Origin of the sequence: Streptomyces sp. SLBN-8D4, assembly GCF_049739545.1 — a bacterium.
Lineage (GTDB): Bacteria > Actinomycetota > Actinomycetes > Streptomycetales > Streptomycetaceae > Streptomyces > Streptomyces canus_C.
In genome coordinates this window covers 4,513,411-4,529,249 of the sequence record NZ_JBMGQC010000001.1, presented here as the reverse complement: position 1 = coordinate 4,529,249, position 15,839 = coordinate 4,513,411, and the positions used below count along the sequence as shown (strand labels likewise).

Here is a 15,839-nt window from a genome sequence, read left to right as displayed (position 1 = left end):
CGGGCGGATTTACTCCGTGTATTCGTCCGCCACGCAGAGCGCGGTGTCCAGGGCGGCGAGCCCCTCCTTCAGCTCCGCCTCGCTGACGTTGCACGGCGGCACGACATGGGTCCGGTTCATGTTGACGAACGGCCAGATGCCCTGCTTCTTCGCGGCAGCCGCGAACGCGGCCATCGGGGCGTTCGCCTCACCCGCCGCGTTGTAGGGCACGAGCGGCTCGCGGGTCTCCTTGTCCTTCACGAGTTCAAGGGCCCAGAACATGCCCACGCCGCGCACCTCGCCGACGCTCGGATGCCGCTCGGCGAGCTCCCGCAGCGCCGGCTCCAGGACGGCCGTACCGAGGTGCTTGGCGTTGTCGACGACCCCTTCCTCCGCCATCACGTTGATGGTCGCGACGGCGGCGGCGCAGGCGAGCGGGTGCCCGGAGTAGGTGAGCCCGCCGGGGTACGGCCGCTTGCCGAAGGTGTCGGCGATCTTCTGCGAGATGGCGACACCGCCGAGCGGCACGTATCCGCTGTTGACGCCCTTGGCGAAGGTCATGAGGTCGGGCGTGACGTCGAAGAGGTCGGCGGCGAACCACTCACCGGTGCGTCCGAACCCGGCCATGACCTCGTCCAGGACGAAGACGATCCCGTACTTGTCGCAGATCTCGCGGACCCCGGCGAGGTAGCCGGGCGGCGGGACCATGATCCCCGCCGTCCCCGGGATGGTCTCCAGGACGATCGCGGCGACGGTGGCCGGGCCCTCGAAGGCGATGGTCGTCTCCAGGTGCTCCAGCGCCCGGGCGGTCTCCTGCTCCTCGGTCTCGGCGTAGAAGCGGGACCGGTACAGGAAGGGCGCCCAGAAGTGCACGACCCCGGCGGAGGCGCTGTCGGAGGCCCAGCGCCGCGGGTCACCGGTGAGGTTGACGGCCTGCTGCGTACCGCCGTGGTACGAGCGGTAGGCGGAGAGCACCTTGGCCCGCCCGGTGTGCAGCCGGGCCATGCGCACGGCGTGCTCGACGGCGTCCGCGCCGGCGTTGGTGAAGAAGATCTTGTCGAGGTCCCCGGGCGTCCGCTCGGCGATCAGCCGGGCCGCCTCGGAGCGGGCCTCGATCGCGAAGGCGGGCGCGAAGGTCGTCATCTTCGCCGCCTGCTCCTGGATCGCGGCGACGACCTTCGGGTGCTGGTATCCGATGTTGGTGTAGACGAGTCCGCTGGTGAAGTCGAGATAGCGGTTCCCGTCGTAGTCCCAGAAGTACGAGCCCTCCGCACCGGCGACGGCCAGCGGGTCGATGAGCTCCTGCGCGGACCAGGAGTGGAACACATGAGCACGGTCCGCGGCCTTCACGGCGGCGCCGACCTCGGGGTGTGGCTGAGGGGTCATACGAGTGAGCGTAAATGTCCGCGATGCGGAAGCGGTATCGGCGTCCTGTCTGTGGACGGGGGCATTACGCGACAGGTTGTCCAGGGCCGAACGATTGACAGCCTACTGTCGAAATGACAGCATGTTGTCATGAATGCCAAACCTGTGCATCACGCCGTGTACGACACCTTCGCGGACTGGGAGACGGGACACGCCACGGCCTATCTCGCCCGCGCGGGGTACGAGATCCGCACGGTCGGCCCGTCGCGCGAGCCGGTGACCTCCATCGGGGGCCTGCGGGTGCAGCCGGAGTGCGCCCTGGACGACGTACGGCCCTCCGAGAGCTCCCTGCTGATCCTCCCGGGCGCCGACCTCTGGGACGCCGGCGACGGTCTCGCCCCCTTCGCCCGCAAGGCGCGGGAGTTCCTCGACGCCGGGGTTCCCGTCGCCGCGATCTGCGGGGCCACCGCCGGGCTGGCGCGTGAGGGGCTGCTCGACGACCGGGAGCACACCAGCGCCGTGTCCTTCTATCTGGCGGCCACCGGGTACGGCGGCGGCGAGCGTTACGTCGACGCGGACGCCGTGACCGGCGGGGGGCTGATCACCGCCGGACCCACCGAGCCCGTCGCGTTCGCCCGGGAGATCTTCCGGCTGCTAGGGGTCTACGAGGGCGAGGTGCTGGACGCCTGGTACCGGCTGTTCCACGACTCCGACCCGCAGGCGTACGCCGTGCTGGAGAAGGCAGCCGCGCGGTGAGCCGGGAGCGGCAGGAGCTGCTCAGCCGCAGCGCGCTCGGGGTGTTCCGGCTCAACGGCCGGTTCCTCGCCGTCGCCGAGGACCTGGCGCGCCCCGCCCAGCTCACCGCCGCCTGGTGGCAGGTGCTCGGCGCGGTGCTCCCGGAGCCGCTCCCGGTCGCCGGGATCGCCCGGGAGATGGGCATCACCCGGCAGAGCGTGCAGCGGATCGCCGATGTGCTGGTGGAGCGGGGGCTGGCCGTGTACCGGCCCAACCCCGCCCACCGGCGCGCCAAGCTCCTCGCGCCGACCGAGGAGGGACTGGCCGCCGTGCGGCGGATCGGCCCGGGGCACGCGGCCTTCGCCGACCGGCTCGCGGAGGCCTTCGGGGAGGCCGAACTCGCCGAAGCCGTAGGGGTGCTGGAGCGGCTGTCCAAGGTGCTCGACCAGATCTCGACGGACGCCGGACGGACGTAGACACTGGTCTTCTGTCGCGCAGGTGTGCGGGCGCGCGGTCTCGGGGGAGGGCCTGCCATGGAGGAACACGGCTCCGCCGATCCGGCGGACGGCGAGGGGCGGGGTCATGCCCGGGAGCGCCCCTCGCCCGGTACCTATCTGACGCCGTACCCGTCGGAGCCGGGTCCCTTGCCGGGGGACCGCAGCCGTGCCGTCACGCTGGCGCTCCTCGCGGTCGCGCTCGTGGTGGCGTTGGGTGCCGGCGGCTCGGTGTACGCCGTCCTGGACGACGAGAGCCCCGGCGCGGCGCCGACGGCCCCTCCGGCCTCGCCCTGAAGTCCCCTTCCACGTACGTCGGTTGAACGTCACGCGAACTTCGCCTCACCGTCCCGCCGGACCCGCTCGCACAGCCGTACGGTGGTCGGACGAGCGAACTGCGGGAGTTGCGGGGGCACCCACAGTGCAGTGGTGGAGCGCGGAGAACGTCGTGGCGGTGGGGACCGCCGTCCTCGGTGTCGTCGCGTCCGGGGTCATGGTCTGGTACGAGCGCAGGGTGCCGCGCCGCAAGCGGATCGGCTACCGCGTGCAGATGGACAACCCGATCGGCGACGACGTCCGGCGGGGCCGGGCTGGGGGTGCCCCCTTTGGGGGAGTCAGACTCGGGCTCTTCGACGAGGCCCCCGACATGTCGGACGCCACCCTGGTCCTCCTGCGCATCGAGAACGACGGCTCGCAGGGCATCGACCGCGACGACTACACGGGCCCCGAACGGCACGGCCTGACCGCGGTGTTCACCGACCGGACCGTCCGCGGGGTGTCGGTCACCCAGCCGATCGATACCGACCACCTCATGGACCACTTCACCCCGGAACGGGGTTTCGGCTACGAGGACAACCGGCTGCGCATTCCCCGTGTCCCTCTCAACCGCGGCGAGCACTACAAGCTCCTCGTGCTGCTGTCCGGCGGTGACGTGGGCCGTCCGATCCGGATGATCGGCGGCATCCGGGACGGCGAGGTGCACCCCAACCGCAGCGCCACCCCGGACGAGATCCCGCCCGTCCTCAGCCCGGCGGCACGGATCTTCACGGGGCTGCTCACCCTCTCCGTCCTGGTCCTCGCCACGATCGTGGTCGCCCGCGACGACACCCCGCCCCCGCTCGGCTGCGAGACGGGAAGCCTCACGGTGACCGGCTCCACCGCCTTCGCCCCGGTGATCGAGACGCTCGCGAAGGAGTACGAGAAGGACTGCGAGGGCGCGGACATCACGGTCGAGGCGCGCGGCAGCGAGGCCGGCGTGGCCGGGCTCGGCGCCACCGGTGCCCGCTCGGCGAAGGAGGCGCGGTCCGTGATCGCCTTCTCGGACGGTCCGATGGGCGACCGGCTGGGCCTGCACGGCGAGAAGATCGCCCTGTCGGTCTTCACCCTCGTCGTCAACGACGGCATCGATCTCGGCGCGCGCGGGCTGACCCGGGCCGAGGTGGAGCGCCTGTACCGGGGCGAGGTCGCACGCTGGAGCGACCTGGACGCCTCCCGCCCCGCCGGCCTCCCGCGGCTGCCCGGCCTGCCGGTCGTGCTGGTCAGCCGGGACGCGTACTCGGGCACCCGGCAGATCTTCCAGGAACGGGTGCTGGCGGGGGCCTGGGAGATGACCCCCACGACGTCCCTGGACTGCGACCCGGTGAAGGACAAGGCGGTGGCCGCGGCCGCCCGTTCCGCCGTCACCCGCTGCGAACTCGCCTCCACCGAGGACGTGCTGGACAAGGTCGCCGCCCAGCCCGGCGCCCTCGGCTACAGCGAACTCACCCTGGCCACCGGCCACAAGGGAGTGCGCCGGGTGCCGCTGGACGGTGCGGCGGCCTCGGCCGACCACCTGGGCCGGTACCCCTACCGCGGCGTCGAGTACGCCTACACCTACCGCTCCCCGGCCCCCGGGTCCCTTGCCGCCGGTTTCCTCGCCTACCTCGACGAGGGCACGAGCCAGGACGTGATCCGGGAGCAGGGGCATCTGCCGTGCCTGCGGGCGGCGGCGCTGTGCGACTGACGGGTTGTCCCGAGGACCGCACCGAGGGTCGCCCCGAGCCGGCTCACCGGGGCTCCGGCGGCCGCTGCCGGGGCATGTTCGGGCGGGCCGGCGGCCCCGGGGGGAGCGGGAAGCGCCCCTGAGCGCCCCCGGAGTCCTGGCGTCCCCCGGACGTCACCGCGCCCTGGATGCCCATCGGCGCGGACCCGTTGCGGAACTCCACGATCCAGTCGGCCGTCTCCACCCGGATCAGCTCCGTGACGTCCTCCGAGAAACGGCGCAGGACGCCCAGGCAGCGTTCGGTGGCCTCGGCGGCCGTGCCCTCCGTGGGGCCGAGCACCTCGCGGACGCTCTCCGAGGCCCAGTCGAACTGGAGGGCCTGGAGGCGGCGCTGCACGGCCTGCGCGGTGGCCACGTCCCTTATCCAGCCGGAGGTCACACCGAAGAAGCGGTCCACGCCCACGCAGGCCACCGCGAGGAGCAGGGCGAGGTAGCCCCAGGGCGCGGCCCCGGCCCCCACCACTCCCGTCAGCCCCAGCAAGGGCAGCACGGCCCCGGTCACCGCCCCCGCCGCGGCCCCGCCCCGCAGGGCCCGCGCCCAGCGCCGTTTCCCCACCCGGTCCGCGAGATACCAGGACGCCGTCTCCAGCGCCCGGTGCTCCACCCACCGGTACAGCTCGTCCAGCCGTACGGCGGGCTCGCCCCAGTCACCGAGCGGAAACGTCCGCCCGGCCAGATCGGCCCGTCCGTCCTGAGGCGGGCCCTCGGGCTGCATCTCCGGCTGACCCACCCGGCGCTCCCTACTGATCGGTCACCCTGCGTGACGCCTGATGCTGATGTGCGGGGATCCTTCCTACCGCCCAATGGGTGGCGAAGGGGGTGCTTTGGTTGCTTTTCCGCTCGGAAGAGGGCCTTGATCAGGTATAGGACTCCAGGCCGACTCACTCGAAAGAGTGCTGGGGCGACGCCCGTCCCGACCACGTAGGCTCGTGCCAGGGAGGAAAAACCTCGCCCACACAGCCGTACCGACACAGGAGCTGATCGTGATCCCCGGTGGTGGCCAGCCCAACATGCAGCAGCTGCTCCAGCAGGCCCAGAAGATGCAGCAGGACCTGGCGAACGCGCAGGAGGAACTCGCCAGGACCGAGGTCGACGGCCAGGCGGGCGGCGGTCTGGTGAGGGCCACCGTCACCGGTGCCGGCGAACTGCGTGCGCTGAAGATCGATCCGAAGGCGGTGGACCCGGAGGACACGGAGACCCTCGCCGACCTGATCGTGGCGGCCGTACAGGCGGCGAACGAGAACGCGCAGACGCTCCAGCAGCAGAAGCTCGGCCCGCTCGCCCAGGGTCTCGGCGGCGGCGGCATCCCCGGGCTGCCCTTCTAGGAGGGGCCCCGTCTTTCTAAGGCGGGTGTCGGCCAACTAGCGTACGTACCGCAAGGAACCCAGGAAGGACGGCAGTCCGTGTACGAAGGCGTGGTCCAGGACCTGATCGACGAACTGGGGCGGCTGCCCGGCGTCGGTCCCAAGAGCGCCCAGCGGATCGCCTTCCACATCCTCCAGGCGGAGCCGACGGACGTACGGCGTCTCGCGCAGTGCCTGATGGAGGTCAAGGCGAAGGTCCGCTTCTGCGCGACCTGCGGCAACGTGGCGCAGGAAGAGCTGTGCAACATCTGCCGCGACCCCCGCCGCGACCTCACCGTCATCTGCGTGGTGGAGGAGCCGAAGGACGTGGTCGCGATCGAGCGCACCCGGGAGTTCCGTGGCAAGTACCACGTGCTCGGCGGCGCGATCAGCCCGATCGAGGGCGTCGGTCCGGACGACCTGCGTATACGAGAACTTCTCGCGCGGTTGGCCGACGGGACGGTCACGGAGCTGATCCTGGCCACCGATCCGAACCTGGAGGGCGAGGCCACAGCGACGTACCTCGCCCGCATGATCAAGCCCATGGGCCTCAAGGTCACCCGCCTGGCCAGCGGCCTCCCGGTGGGTGGCGACCTGGAATACGCGGACGAGGTGACCCTCGGCCGCGCCTTCGAGGGGAGACGACTTCTAGATGTCTGACGCCACACTGCACGAGACCGCCCAGGACCCCGACGACTTCGCGGTCCAGATCGCCGACCAGGTCGAGAGCTTCCTGGTGGCCGTCATGGAGGTGGCGAAGGGCGACGAACCCGACTCCGCCGTCCCCTTCCTGCTCCTGGAGGTCTCCCAGCTCCTGCTGGCCGGCGGCCGCCTGGGCGCCCACGAGGACATCGTCCCCGACGAGCGCTACGAGCCCGACACGGGCCCGGACGCCGACGTGGACGAACTCCGCGAGAACCTGGCCCGGCTGCTGGAACCGATCGACGTCTACTCCGAGGTCTTCGACCCCTACGAGCCCCGCAAGGCGCCGGTCCCGGCCCGTATCTCCGACGACCTGACCGACGTCATCACCGACCTGCGCCACGGCATGGCCCACTACCGTGCGGGCCGCACCTCGGAGGCCCTGTGGTGGTGGCAGTTCTCGTACTTCTCCAACTGGGGCTCCACGGCGTCCGCGACCCTGCGCGCGCTCCAGTCGATCGTGGCCCATGTCCGCCTGAACCAGCCCCTTGAGGAGCTGGACGGCCTCGACACCGACCAGGCGATGGGTGACGAGACGCTGGAGATCGAGGCGGGCAGGGTGATGGTGGAGGAGATCGCCGGTCCGCTGGGGCTGCACCAGCCCAAGTAGCGCCGGTGTGACGGGTGTCATACGAGGTGGCTTCCGAAGCGGCGTAATGCGCGGGCACCTGGGGTGGTCTCACTGCACAACGGCCGCACCCGGCCCGTGTCCCCGCCGACTTGGAGCCCCTCATGCACGTCACCCTCCAGCAGCCGACAGGCGCCCGCCTGATCACGGCCAGGGGCCAGGAGCTCGCGATCCCGGCGACTCTGCGCTTCACCTCCGCCGACCCGTCGGCCGTGCACATCGACTTCCCGCCGCATGTCACGGTCGACGGCGAGGTCACGACGTGGACGTTCGCCCGGGTCCTGCTGGGCGAGGGACTGCGGGCGCCGGCCGGTATCGGCAACGTCCGTGTCCGCCCGGCCGGTTCGGCCCACACCTACGTGGAATTCCACGCCGCGCAGGGCGTCGCCGTCCTCGCATTCCCCACCGCGGACCTGACCCGCTTCCTGGCCCGTACGCCACACGGTCGTCGCCGCGGGCGAGGAGACCGTGGGGGCTGAGCTGGACCACGGGCTGGTGGCGCTGTACGGGGGGCGGGTGTGATCCCGCAGCGGCTTTCGGGCCGGTGCGCTGTCGGCCGACCCGGATGTCGTGAGCCGGGTGACGGAGATGAGTGGTCCGAACTCCACCTCACGGACTCCGTCCGGAAGGCCTTCGTTTCCGCAGTTCAGCCCGGGGCTTGAGCCTCGGGCTTCGAGCTCCTCCATGGTTTTTTCTGGGTTCTGGGCTGGGTGAAATCCAAGCCAACCAACCAAGTCTGAACGTAAGTTGAGGCGTCCTAACTCGAAAGAGTGACGTTCCGTGATCGGATTGCGTCGGAAAGTAAAACCGCTCTAGGTTCGCGGCAAACAAGCAAATAGTTCGGCCCCGGTCGGTGCACCAACACCGGCTCCGGGGCCTGACCTACGGATCGAAAAGGACTCGATCGTGGCTTACTCGCAGCTTAGCCCTGCCCTGCCGTCCCCGTCCCACCCCATGGCCAAAACGGGTTACGGAAAACGTCCCGCAGGTGACGAACACCCGCACGCCGACGCGGACTTCGCACACCTGAGCCCCCGTGACCGCGAGATCGCCGTCTTCGTCGAGCATCTCGAAGAGGGCCACGCGATGGGCTACAAGGCGATCGCCGCGGCCCACCCGGTCTACGGCCAGCAGGCCGTCCGCAGCTCGCTGGGCCGCATCACCCTCGCCGGCCACCTGCGTTGGATCAAGGAACACATCACCGTCGATGACGACTCCATGCGGTGGGTGACGCGTACGTACTGGTCGCGTACCCGCAGGTCCACCGAGTGGTGGGAGGACTTCGCCCGGGAGCGGCACGGCAAGGACGTGACCGAGCACCACGTGCCAGGGCTCGCACGGGTCGAGGACGCCAAGGAGCGGGCCCCGGAGGCCGAGCAGCTCGAACCCGAAGAGTCCGCCGCCGAACAGCCCAGCGTCGCCTACCTCACCCTCGCCGAACTCCGCGCCGCCGACTCCCGCATGCCGCTCTCCGACGGCGATTGCCGTTCCCTCGAACCCCTCGCAGCCGAGTGGCTGTCACTCGGCGCGACGCCACACGACATCACCAGGGCCCTGACCGGCGGGCTGCCGTCCACGGTCGACAACCCGGGCGGATTCGCCCGCCAACGATTGGAGAGCAAGATGCCCCCGAAGAAGGCGAAGATCCGCCAGAAGGCCGCCCGGCGTGCCCGCGTCAGCCGCGTGATCATGGCGTGCGGTCTGTGCGACGCGGACGAGCGGACCACGGAGATCGTGAGCGGGCTGTGCCGCGAGTGCATCGAGCTGATCGAGGCGGAGGGCCCGGCCTACGGAGCCGTCCCGGACACCTTCCTCCCGGGCCCGCGTGCCGGGGCTGGTCTCCCCGGCGCCGACGAGGTCATCGACGTCACCGATCGCGTCGATGCCCTCCGCCGCGCGGCGGGGCTGCGGTGAGCGTGCAGGAGGCGCCGGTCGGGGCACCATGGAGTCGAGGAGGCGACGCCATGACCCCCAGGACCGAGCAGCAGCCCCAGATGTCCGTCGAGGAGTTCGAGCAATTGGAACGCCATGCCCCGGAGACAGTGTGGCTGGAGTTCATCAATGGGAGGGTGCAGGTCAAGCCCGTGCCGGACGGCAACCACAGCGAGATCTACATGTGGCTTCTGGAACGGTGCATGCAGTTGCGCCCGGACCTGCGGCTTCATCCAGAGCGAGGACTCAAGACCGAGGCCTACCGAAGGGGGCGTGCTCGCGCGGACGGAGTGCTGGTGCCGAAGGGCAGCCTCAAGGGGCAGGGCGAGTGGTCGGAGGCCGATGGCGTGTTGATGGCTGTCGAGATCACCTCGCATGACTCCGACACCAACCAGCGCGACCGAGTCGAGAAGCCCGACGGCTATGCCGCCGCAGGTATCCCCGTATATCTCCTCATCGACCGTGACGACTGCTCGGTCGTGGTCTTCAACCAGCCCGAGGACGGCAGGTACCGGCGTGAGGAGAAGCTGCCGTTCGGTGCCACGGTCAAGCTCCCTGAGCCAGTCGGCTTCGCCCTCGACACCGAACCGCTGAAGGAGTTCTCGGACTGATCACAGCCCCCAGAGCCCCTTCCCGACAGCTGTGATCCCGCCCGTCAGGGCAAGCAGCAGCACCAGCAGGCGGGCCCGCTTCTCCGGTATGCGGGAGGCGAGCCCCCTGCCGATCACTCCGCCCGCCCCCATCGCCGCGCATACCAGAAACCACTGCGTCCCGGTCAGCTCGGGCACCCCGTTCGACGCCACGGAGAACGCGTTCACGATGACGCCGTAGAACATCGCGTTGGGGACGAACTCCCGTACCGTCCAGCCCGCGTTGACGGCGTAGAGGGAGAACGGCGGGCCGCCCACCCCGGCCGCGGAGTTCATGAACCCGCCCGCCGCGCCCGCGAACAGGGCCCCCCGGGTGCCGCGCAGAGCGGCCACCCGCGCGCCCCGCATGACGAGCAGGACGGCCACCGTCACCAGACCGCCCATGACCAACAGGAGCCACGGTTCAGGGAGTTGGCGGGTCATCCAGGTGCCCGCCGGGACCGTGCAGGCCGCTGCCAGGCAGAAGGGGAGCATCGCCCGGGGTCGTACCAGGCGCCATCCGCGCGCCAACCCCACACAACAGATCACCCCGGCCGCACAGTTGGCGAGGACGACCCCCTCCGCGGGGCCGAGCAGCAGTACCAGCGCGGGCACGGCGACCAGGGCGAAGCCCATCCCCGTGAGCCACTGCACGCAGGAGCCGAGCAGCACAATTCCCGCCAGGAGCACGTTTCCCGCCATGGTCATGGTGTACCGCACCACACCCCCGATCACAGCGACCGGGTGGGCACAGCACGGGAATTGGGCGTTTGCTGTCTCTGCGCTGTATCTCGGCTGCACGGGCCCTAACCAGCGCGGAGAGAGGCTGGAGTCAGTTCACGGCACAGCCCCTCACCGCACTGGAGACAGCGATGACCCGTCGTTCCATGAACAAGCGCGTAGCCATCGTCACCGCCACCGTGATCGTCGCCGTGGGAACCGTCGGCACCGTCGCGGCCACCGCGGGCACGCACACGGCGAAGAAGGCCAGCAGGACGCAGATCGCCAGCCTGTTCGACACCTGGAACGCGGCCCTGAAGACCGGTGACGCCGACAAGGTGGTGGACCTCTACGCGAGCGACGCGGTGCTGCTGCCCACCGTCTCCAACAAGGTCAGAACCACCCATGCCGAGATCGTCGACTACTTCGAGCACTTCCTGGAGAACAAGCCGGTCGGCAAGAAGGTCCAGACGGTCGTCGACGTCCTCGACAACGACTCCGCGATCGACACCGGCGTCTACGAGTTCACCCTCACCGACCCGGACACCGGCGCCAAGCGCGTCGTCAAGGCCCGCTACACCTACGCGTACGAGAAGCGGGACGGCGCGTGGAAGATCGTCAACCACCACTCCTCGGCGATGCCCGAAGGCTGATCCCCACCTTCAGCCCGCCCCCCGGCGCGTCCGCCAGCGTCACGGTTCCGCCGTCGTCGGTCACCAACTGCCTGACTATGGCGAGGCCGAGGCCGGAGCCGGAACGCCCGGTCAGGCCCTGGCCGCGCCAGAAGCGGTCGAAGGCGCGGGACTTGTCGGCATCGGACATGCCGGGCCCCTCGTCCCGTACCGACAGCACCACCGTGTCCGCCCGGGACTCGATCTCGACGGTGATCTGTCCGCCGTCCGGCGAGACCTCCAGGGCGTTCGAGAGCACGTTGTCCAGCACCTGGTCCAGATGACCTGGGCTGGCCAGCACAGACGGCCGGTCGTCGACACCACTCCCCCTGAGCGCGACGGTGACTCCGCGCTCGTCGGCGGCCGGCCTCCACAGCGTCAGCCGTTCCTCCACGATGTCCCTCAGCACCAGCGGTTCCGCGGCGGTCACCTTGGCCTCGGCCCGCGCGAGCACCAGCAGGCCGTTGACCAGGCGGCTCATCCGGACCACCTCCGCGGTCGCCTGCTCCACGTCCTCCCGGACGAACTCGTCGTCCACCCCGTCCGCGATGTTGTCCAGCGACAGGCGCAACGCGGTGAGCGGGGTGCGGAGCTGGTGCGAGGCGTCCGCCACGAAGATGCGCTGCGAGGCCACCAGTGTGTCCAGACGCTCCGCGCCCTGGTTCAGGGTGCGGGCCAGCGTCTGCGTCTCGGGCGGGCCCGTGACCGGGGAGCGCGCGGTCAGGTCGCCGTCGCTGAACTTGCTGGCCATGGAGTTGAGTTCGCGCAGGGGAGCGGTGATCCTGCGGGCCGCGAAGGCGCCGATCGCGGCGGCCGCAGCGAGGACCAGCACGGCGAGAGCGGCCCGGAAGCCCCAGATCTGCCAGAGCCGTCTGGTCATGTCCGAGGTCGAGTAGACGATCCGTACGGTCGCGTCGTCCTTCGCGGGGACGGTGACCGTCAGATGCCTGCCCCAGACGAAGTCGGAGCCCCAGTCGGTCGTCGACTCGTTCTTCTCCACGGCCCGCTTCAGCGCCGCGTCCGCGACGGGAACCGGCAGCTTCGGGTCGCAGTGCGCGGTGGGGGTCGCCTGGACGTCGCCGTACGCCGTGGCCACCTCGGTCAGGGCCTCGCACGAGGTGCTGGTGCCGTTGCTCAGCAGCAGCGCCATGGTGTTCGCCTCGCGCAGGACCGACTGCCTGGTGTCGTCCCGCAGCTGCTTGGTCAGCGTGAAGGCGACCGGGACGGTGAACAGGAAGATGGCCACCGCGACCAGCAGGATGTAACTCCGGATGAGCTGCCGGTTCATGAGGCCCCGGCGTCCTCGGCGATCTCCAGGCGGAAGCCCACGCCCCGGACCGCCTCGATGACGACCGCGCCGGCGAGCTTGCGCCGCAGCGCCGCCACATGCACGTCCAGCGTCTTGGTCGGCCCGAACCAGTTCGCGTCCCAGACCGCCTCCATGATCTGCTCGCGCGACATCAGCGCGCCCGGCTCCTCGGTGAGGAAGGCCAGCAGGTCGTACTCCTTGGGCGCCAGCGGCACCTCCTCGCCGTCGAGACGGACCCGGGCGGCCTTGCGGTCGATGCTCAGACGGGAGCCGTAGGTGTCGGGGCCCGCCGCGGCTTCGGTACGGGGCCGCGCGCGCCGCATCACGGCCCGTATCCGCGCGATGACCTCCCGGACCCCGAACGGCTTGGTCACGTAGTCGTCGGCGCCGAGCTCCAGGCCGACCACCCGGTCCGTCTCGTCGCTGCGCGCGCTGATCACGATGATCGGCACGTCACCGCGCTCGCGCAGCACCTTGCACACGTCGAGGCCGTCGGTGTCGGGCAGGCCGAGGTCGAGGAGGACGACGTCGTAGGGGCCCTGGTGGCCGAGTGCGGCCGCGCCGGTGGAGACCCACTCGACCTCGAACCCGTACCGGATCAGGCCTCGCCTCAGGGACTGGGCGACCGGCTCATCGTCTTCCACCAGGAGTACGCGCACAGCCGCACCCTAATCCTTGAAACTTAATTCACTGTTGTCACAGGGCTCCCACACGGCCATGTGACGCGGTGCACTTTTCCCGAGGTCCGCGAATGGGCATGCGCTGACCTGGGCGTCCGAATCTCACGATGCGATACCGCGGGGGTGGATTTCGGGCGCTCGTTAAACTGAGCCGACACACACGGACTGAGCGAGGAGCGCACGTGGGCCTTGTCGTGCAGAAGTACGGAGGCTCCTCCGTAGCCGATGCCGAAGGCATCAAGCGCGTCGCCAAGCGAATCGTCGAAGCGAAGAAGAACGGCCACCAGGTGGTCGTCGTCGTTTCCGCGATGGGCGACACGACGGACGAGCTGATCGATCTCGCCGAGCAGGTATCTCCCATGCCTGCCGGGCGTGAGTTCGACATGCTGCTGACCGCCGGGGAGCGTATCTCCATGGCGCTGCTGGCCATGGCGATCAAAAACCTGGGCCACGAGGCCCAGTCCTTCACCGGCAGCCAGGCCGGCGTCATCACCGACTCGGTCCACAACAAAGCCCGGATCATCGACGTCACGCCGGGCCGTATCCGTACGGCCCTCGACGAGGGCAACATCGCCATCGTCGCCGGCTTCCAGGGCGTCAGCCAGGACAAGAAGGACATCACCACGCTCGGGCGCGGTGGCTCCGACACCACCGCCGTGGCGCTCGCCGCCGCCCTCGACGCCGAGGTGTGCGAGATCTACACCGACGTGGACGGCGTGTTCACCGCCGACCCGCGGGTGGTGAAGAAGGCGAAGAAGATCGACTGGATCTCCTTCGAGGACATGCTGGAGCTCGCCGCCTCGGGCTCGAAGGTGCTGCTCCACCGCTGTGTGGAGTACGCCCGTCGCTACAACATCCCGATCCACGTCCGGTCGTCCTTCAGCGGGCTGCAGGGCACGTGGGTGAGCAGTGAGCCGATCGAGCAAGGGGACAAGCAGGTGGAGCAGGCCATCATCTCCGGTGTCGCGCACGACACCTCCGAGGCCAAGGTCACGGTCGTCGGCGTGCCGGACAAGCCGGGTGAGGCCGCGGTGATCTTCCGCACCATCGCGGACGCCGAGATCAACATCGACATGATCGTGCAGAACGTCTCCGCCGCCTCCACCGGGCTGACGGACATCTCGTTCACGCTCCCCAAGGCCGAGGGCCGCAAGGCCATCGACGCCCTGGAGAAGAACAAGTCCGGCATCGGCTTCGACTCGCTGCGCTACGACGACCAGATCGGCAAGATCTCGCTCGTGGGCGCGGGCATGAAGACGAACCCGGGTGTCACGGCCGACTTCTTCACCGCCCTGTCCGACGCCGGCGTGAACATCGAGCTGATCTCGACCTCCGAGATCCGCATCTCGGTCGTCACCCGCGCCGACGACGTGGCCGAGGCCGTGCGCGCCGTGCACAGCGCCTTCGGGCTCGACTCCGACAGCGACGAGGCCGTGGTCTACGGAGGCACCGGCCGATGACCGTACGTCCGACGCTCGCGGTCGTAGGCGCGACCGGGGCCGTCGGCACGGTCATGCTCCAGATCCTGTCCCAGCACGCGGACATCTGGGGCGAGATCCGACTGATCGCCTCCCCGCGCTCGGCCGGCCGCAAGCTGGCCGTGCGCGGGGAGCAGGTCGAGGTCGTGGCCCTGTCGGAGGAGGCCTTCGACGGGGTCGACGTCGCCATGTTCGACGTACCGGACGAGGTGGCCGCGCAGTGGGCGCCGGTCGCCGCCGCGCGCGGTGCCGTCGTCGTGGACAACTCCGGCGCCTTCCGGATGGACCCGGACGTGCCCCTGGTGGTGCCCGAGGTCAATCCGCACGCGGCCCGGATGCGACCGCGCGGGATCATCGCCAACCCCAACTGCACGACCCTCTCCATGATCGTGGCCCTGGGCGCGCTGCACGCCGAGTTCGGGCTGCGGGAGCTGGTGGTCTCCTCGTACCAGGCGGTGAGCGGCGCGGGCCGGGCCGGCGTCGAGACCCTGAGGCGGCAGCTGTCCATGGTCGCGGGCACCGAGCTCGGCACGCACCCAGGTGACGTACGGCGGGCCGTCGGCGACCACACCGGGCCCTTCCCGGAGCCCGTCGCCCTCAACGTCGTACCGTGGGCCGGTTCCCTGCGCGAGGACGGGTGGTCCTCGGAGGAGATGAAGGTGCGGGACGAGTCCCGCAAGATCCTGGGCCTGCCCACGCTGCCGGTCGCCGTGACCTGTGTGCGGGTCCCGGTGGTCACCGTGCACTCCCTCACCGTCCACGCCCGCTTCGAGGGCGAGGTCACCGTCCGCAAGGCGCGCGAGATCATCGCGACCGCCCCCGGGGTCGTCCTCTTCGACGATCCGGCGGCCGGGGAGTTCCCCACCCCCGCCGACGTCGTCGGCACCGATCCCACCTGGGTGGGGCGGGTCCGGCGGGCCCTCGACGACCCCACCGCGCTCGAACTCTTCGTGTGCGGGGACAACCTGCGCAAGGGGGCCGCGCTCAACACCGCGCAGATCGCGGAGCTCGTCGCCGCCGAGTTCGGGTGACGTTCGTCCGCCGCCGGATCTGTCGTACGCAGTTGTGCGTACCGGAAAAGTCCTGGCCATGGCCGGAACCCTTTGTAGGATCTGTGTGCGACATGTGGTGCG

At 70.1% G+C, this 15,839-nt stretch carries 17 protein-coding genes and 1 pseudogene; 13 read left to right on the top strand and 5 right to left on the bottom strand.

All coding sequences use genetic code 11. The features are described from left to right. Nucleotides 1-9: 9 nt before the first annotated feature. Nucleotides 10-1,365: an aspartate aminotransferase family protein gene (locus RKD20_RS20375; protein ID WP_424878957.1), complete on the bottom strand. Its 1,356-nt coding sequence runs from the start codon at nt 1,363-1,365 to the stop codon at nt 10-12. A gap of 129 nt (nt 1,366-1,494) precedes the next feature. Here RKD20_RS20375 and RKD20_RS20370 point away from each other — a divergent pair, with 129 nt between their 5' ends. The 4 genes from RKD20_RS20370 to RKD20_RS20355 all read left to right on the top strand — a co-directional run bounded on the left by RKD20_RS20370 (nt 1,495) and on the right by RKD20_RS20355 (nt 4,575). Further along, nucleotides 1,495-2,100 (top strand): type 1 glutamine amidotransferase family protein, encoded by a 606-nt coding sequence (locus tag RKD20_RS20370; protein ID WP_424878956.1) that lies wholly within the window; start codon nt 1,495-1,497, stop codon nt 2,098-2,100. Further along, nucleotides 2,097-2,555 carry a MarR family winged helix-turn-helix transcriptional regulator gene (locus tag RKD20_RS20365; RefSeq protein ID WP_424878955.1) on the top strand — a complete coding sequence of 153 codons (459 nt, stop codon included), beginning with the start codon at nt 2,097-2,099 and terminating at the stop codon, nt 2,553-2,555. Before RKD20_RS20370 ends, RKD20_RS20365 begins: the two co-directional genes overlap by 4 nt. Nucleotides 2,556-2,612: 57 nt before the next feature. Further along, entirely contained in the window at nt 2,613-2,870 is a 258-nt protein-coding gene (locus RKD20_RS20360; protein WP_020124028.1) for a hypothetical protein, read from the top strand. A gap of 124 nt (nt 2,871-2,994) precedes the next feature. After that, nucleotides 2,995-4,575, top strand: a complete 1,581-nt coding sequence (locus RKD20_RS20355; protein ID WP_424878954.1) for a substrate-binding domain-containing protein — start codon at nt 2,995-2,997, stop codon at nt 4,573-4,575. 43 nt (nt 4,576-4,618) lie between these two features. On the opposite strand, the gene RKD20_RS20350 is transcribed toward RKD20_RS20355, so the two are convergent. Further along, nucleotides 4,619-5,344 carry an SLATT domain-containing protein gene (locus tag RKD20_RS20350; RefSeq protein WP_424878953.1) on the bottom strand — a complete coding sequence of 242 codons (726 nt, stop codon included), beginning with the start codon at nt 5,342-5,344 and terminating at the stop codon, nt 4,619-4,621. A gap of 253 nt (nt 5,345-5,597) precedes the next feature. Here RKD20_RS20350 and RKD20_RS20345 point away from each other — a divergent pair, with 253 nt between their 5' ends. The 6 genes and pseudogenes from RKD20_RS20345 to RKD20_RS20320 all read left to right on the top strand — a co-directional run bounded on the left by RKD20_RS20345 (nt 5,598) and on the right by RKD20_RS20320 (nt 9,830). Continuing rightward, complete coding sequence (locus tag RKD20_RS20345; RefSeq protein ID WP_020124030.1) at nt 5,598-5,939, top strand: YbaB/EbfC family nucleoid-associated protein; 342 nt, start codon at nt 5,598-5,600, stop codon at nt 5,937-5,939. Nucleotides 5,940-6,017: 78 nt separating this feature from the next. Next, nucleotides 6,018-6,617, top strand: coding sequence for a recombination mediator RecR (gene recR, locus RKD20_RS20340; protein WP_351419838.1), 600 nt, complete (start codon nt 6,018-6,020; stop codon nt 6,615-6,617). After that, entirely contained in the window at nt 6,610-7,269 is a 660-nt protein-coding gene (locus RKD20_RS20335) for a DUF5063 domain-containing protein (protein ID WP_424878952.1), read from the top strand. The genes recR and RKD20_RS20335 overlap by 8 nt, the downstream gene beginning before the upstream one ends. 122 nt (nt 7,270-7,391) lie before the next feature. After that, a pseudogene (locus tag RKD20_RS20330) lies at nt 7,392-7,809 on the top strand (SsgA family sporulation/cell division regulator). Nucleotides 7,810-8,193: 384 nt separating this feature from the next. Beyond that, nucleotides 8,194-9,201 (top strand): hypothetical protein, encoded by a 1,008-nt coding sequence (locus tag RKD20_RS20325; protein ID WP_424878951.1) that lies wholly within the window; start codon nt 8,194-8,196, stop codon nt 9,199-9,201. A 50-nt stretch (nt 9,202-9,251) separates the two neighbouring features. Beyond that, the gene (locus tag RKD20_RS20320; RefSeq protein WP_424878950.1) at nt 9,252-9,830 is read left to right on the top strand and encodes a Uma2 family endonuclease; all 579 of its coding nucleotides are present in this window, start codon (nt 9,252-9,254) and stop codon (nt 9,828-9,830) included. Here RKD20_RS20320 and RKD20_RS20315 read toward each other — a convergent pair whose 3' ends face one another. Next, nucleotides 9,831-10,550 carry a TSUP family transporter gene (locus RKD20_RS20315; protein WP_424878949.1) on the bottom strand — a complete coding sequence of 240 codons (720 nt, stop codon included), beginning with the start codon at nt 10,548-10,550 and terminating at the stop codon, nt 9,831-9,833. Nucleotides 10,551-10,720: 170 nt separating this feature from the next. Here RKD20_RS20315 and RKD20_RS20310 point away from each other — a divergent pair, with 170 nt between their 5' ends. Then, nucleotides 10,721-11,221, top strand: a complete 501-nt coding sequence (locus RKD20_RS20310; RefSeq protein WP_424878948.1) for an SgcJ/EcaC family oxidoreductase — start codon at nt 10,721-10,723, stop codon at nt 11,219-11,221. On the opposite strand, the gene RKD20_RS20305 is transcribed toward RKD20_RS20310, so the two are convergent. After that, on the bottom strand, nt 11,187-12,527 hold the full coding sequence (locus RKD20_RS20305) for a sensor histidine kinase (RefSeq protein WP_424878947.1): 1,341 nt from the start codon (nt 12,525-12,527) through the stop codon (nt 11,187-11,189). The genes RKD20_RS20310 and RKD20_RS20305 overlap by 35 nt on opposite strands. Then, nucleotides 12,524-13,207, bottom strand: a complete 684-nt coding sequence (locus RKD20_RS20300; protein WP_424878946.1) for a response regulator transcription factor — start codon at nt 13,205-13,207, stop codon at nt 12,524-12,526. Before RKD20_RS20300 ends, RKD20_RS20305 begins: the two co-directional genes overlap by 4 nt. Before the next feature lie 203 nt (nt 13,208-13,410). Between RKD20_RS20300 and RKD20_RS20295 the strand changes: the two genes are divergently transcribed. Both RKD20_RS20295 and RKD20_RS20290 read left to right on the top strand, forming a co-directional pair. After that, nucleotides 13,411-14,688, top strand: a complete 1,278-nt coding sequence (locus RKD20_RS20295; RefSeq protein WP_020124036.1) for an aspartate kinase — start codon at nt 13,411-13,413, stop codon at nt 14,686-14,688. Next, nucleotides 14,685-15,737, top strand: coding sequence for an aspartate-semialdehyde dehydrogenase (locus RKD20_RS20290; protein ID WP_020124037.1), 1,053 nt, complete (start codon nt 14,685-14,687; stop codon nt 15,735-15,737). The genes RKD20_RS20295 and RKD20_RS20290 overlap by 4 nt, the downstream gene beginning before the upstream one ends. The last annotated feature ends 102 nt before the right edge of the window (nt 15,738-15,839 follow it).

Coding starts and splice junctions, on each gene's coding strand:
- RKD20_RS20290 (WP_020124037.1), top strand. CDS start 14,685: ATGACCGTACGTCCGACGCTCGCGGTCGTAGGCGCGACCGGGGCCGTC.
- RKD20_RS20305 (WP_424878947.1), bottom strand. CDS start 12,527: ATGAACCGGCAGCTCATCCGGAGTTACATCCTGCTGGTCGCGGTGGCC.
- RKD20_RS20310 (WP_424878948.1), top strand. CDS start 10,721: ATGACCCGTCGTTCCATGAACAAGCGCGTAGCCATCGTCACCGCCACC.
- RKD20_RS20320 (WP_424878950.1), top strand. CDS start 9,252: ATGACCCCCAGGACCGAGCAGCAGCCCCAGATGTCCGTCGAGGAGTTC.
- RKD20_RS20360 (WP_020124028.1), top strand. CDS start 2,613: ATGGAGGAACACGGCTCCGCCGATCCGGCGGACGGCGAGGGGCGGGGT.
- RKD20_RS20335 (WP_424878952.1), top strand. CDS start 6,610: ATGTCTGACGCCACACTGCACGAGACCGCCCAGGACCCCGACGACTTC.
- RKD20_RS20315 (WP_424878949.1), bottom strand. CDS start 10,550: ATGGCGGGAAACGTGCTCCTGGCGGGAATTGTGCTGCTCGGCTCCTGC.
- RKD20_RS20375 (WP_424878957.1), bottom strand. CDS start 1,365: ATGACCCCTCAGCCACACCCCGAGGTCGGCGCCGCCGTGAAGGCCGCG.
- RKD20_RS20370 (WP_424878956.1), top strand. CDS start 1,495: ATGAATGCCAAACCTGTGCATCACGCCGTGTACGACACCTTCGCGGAC.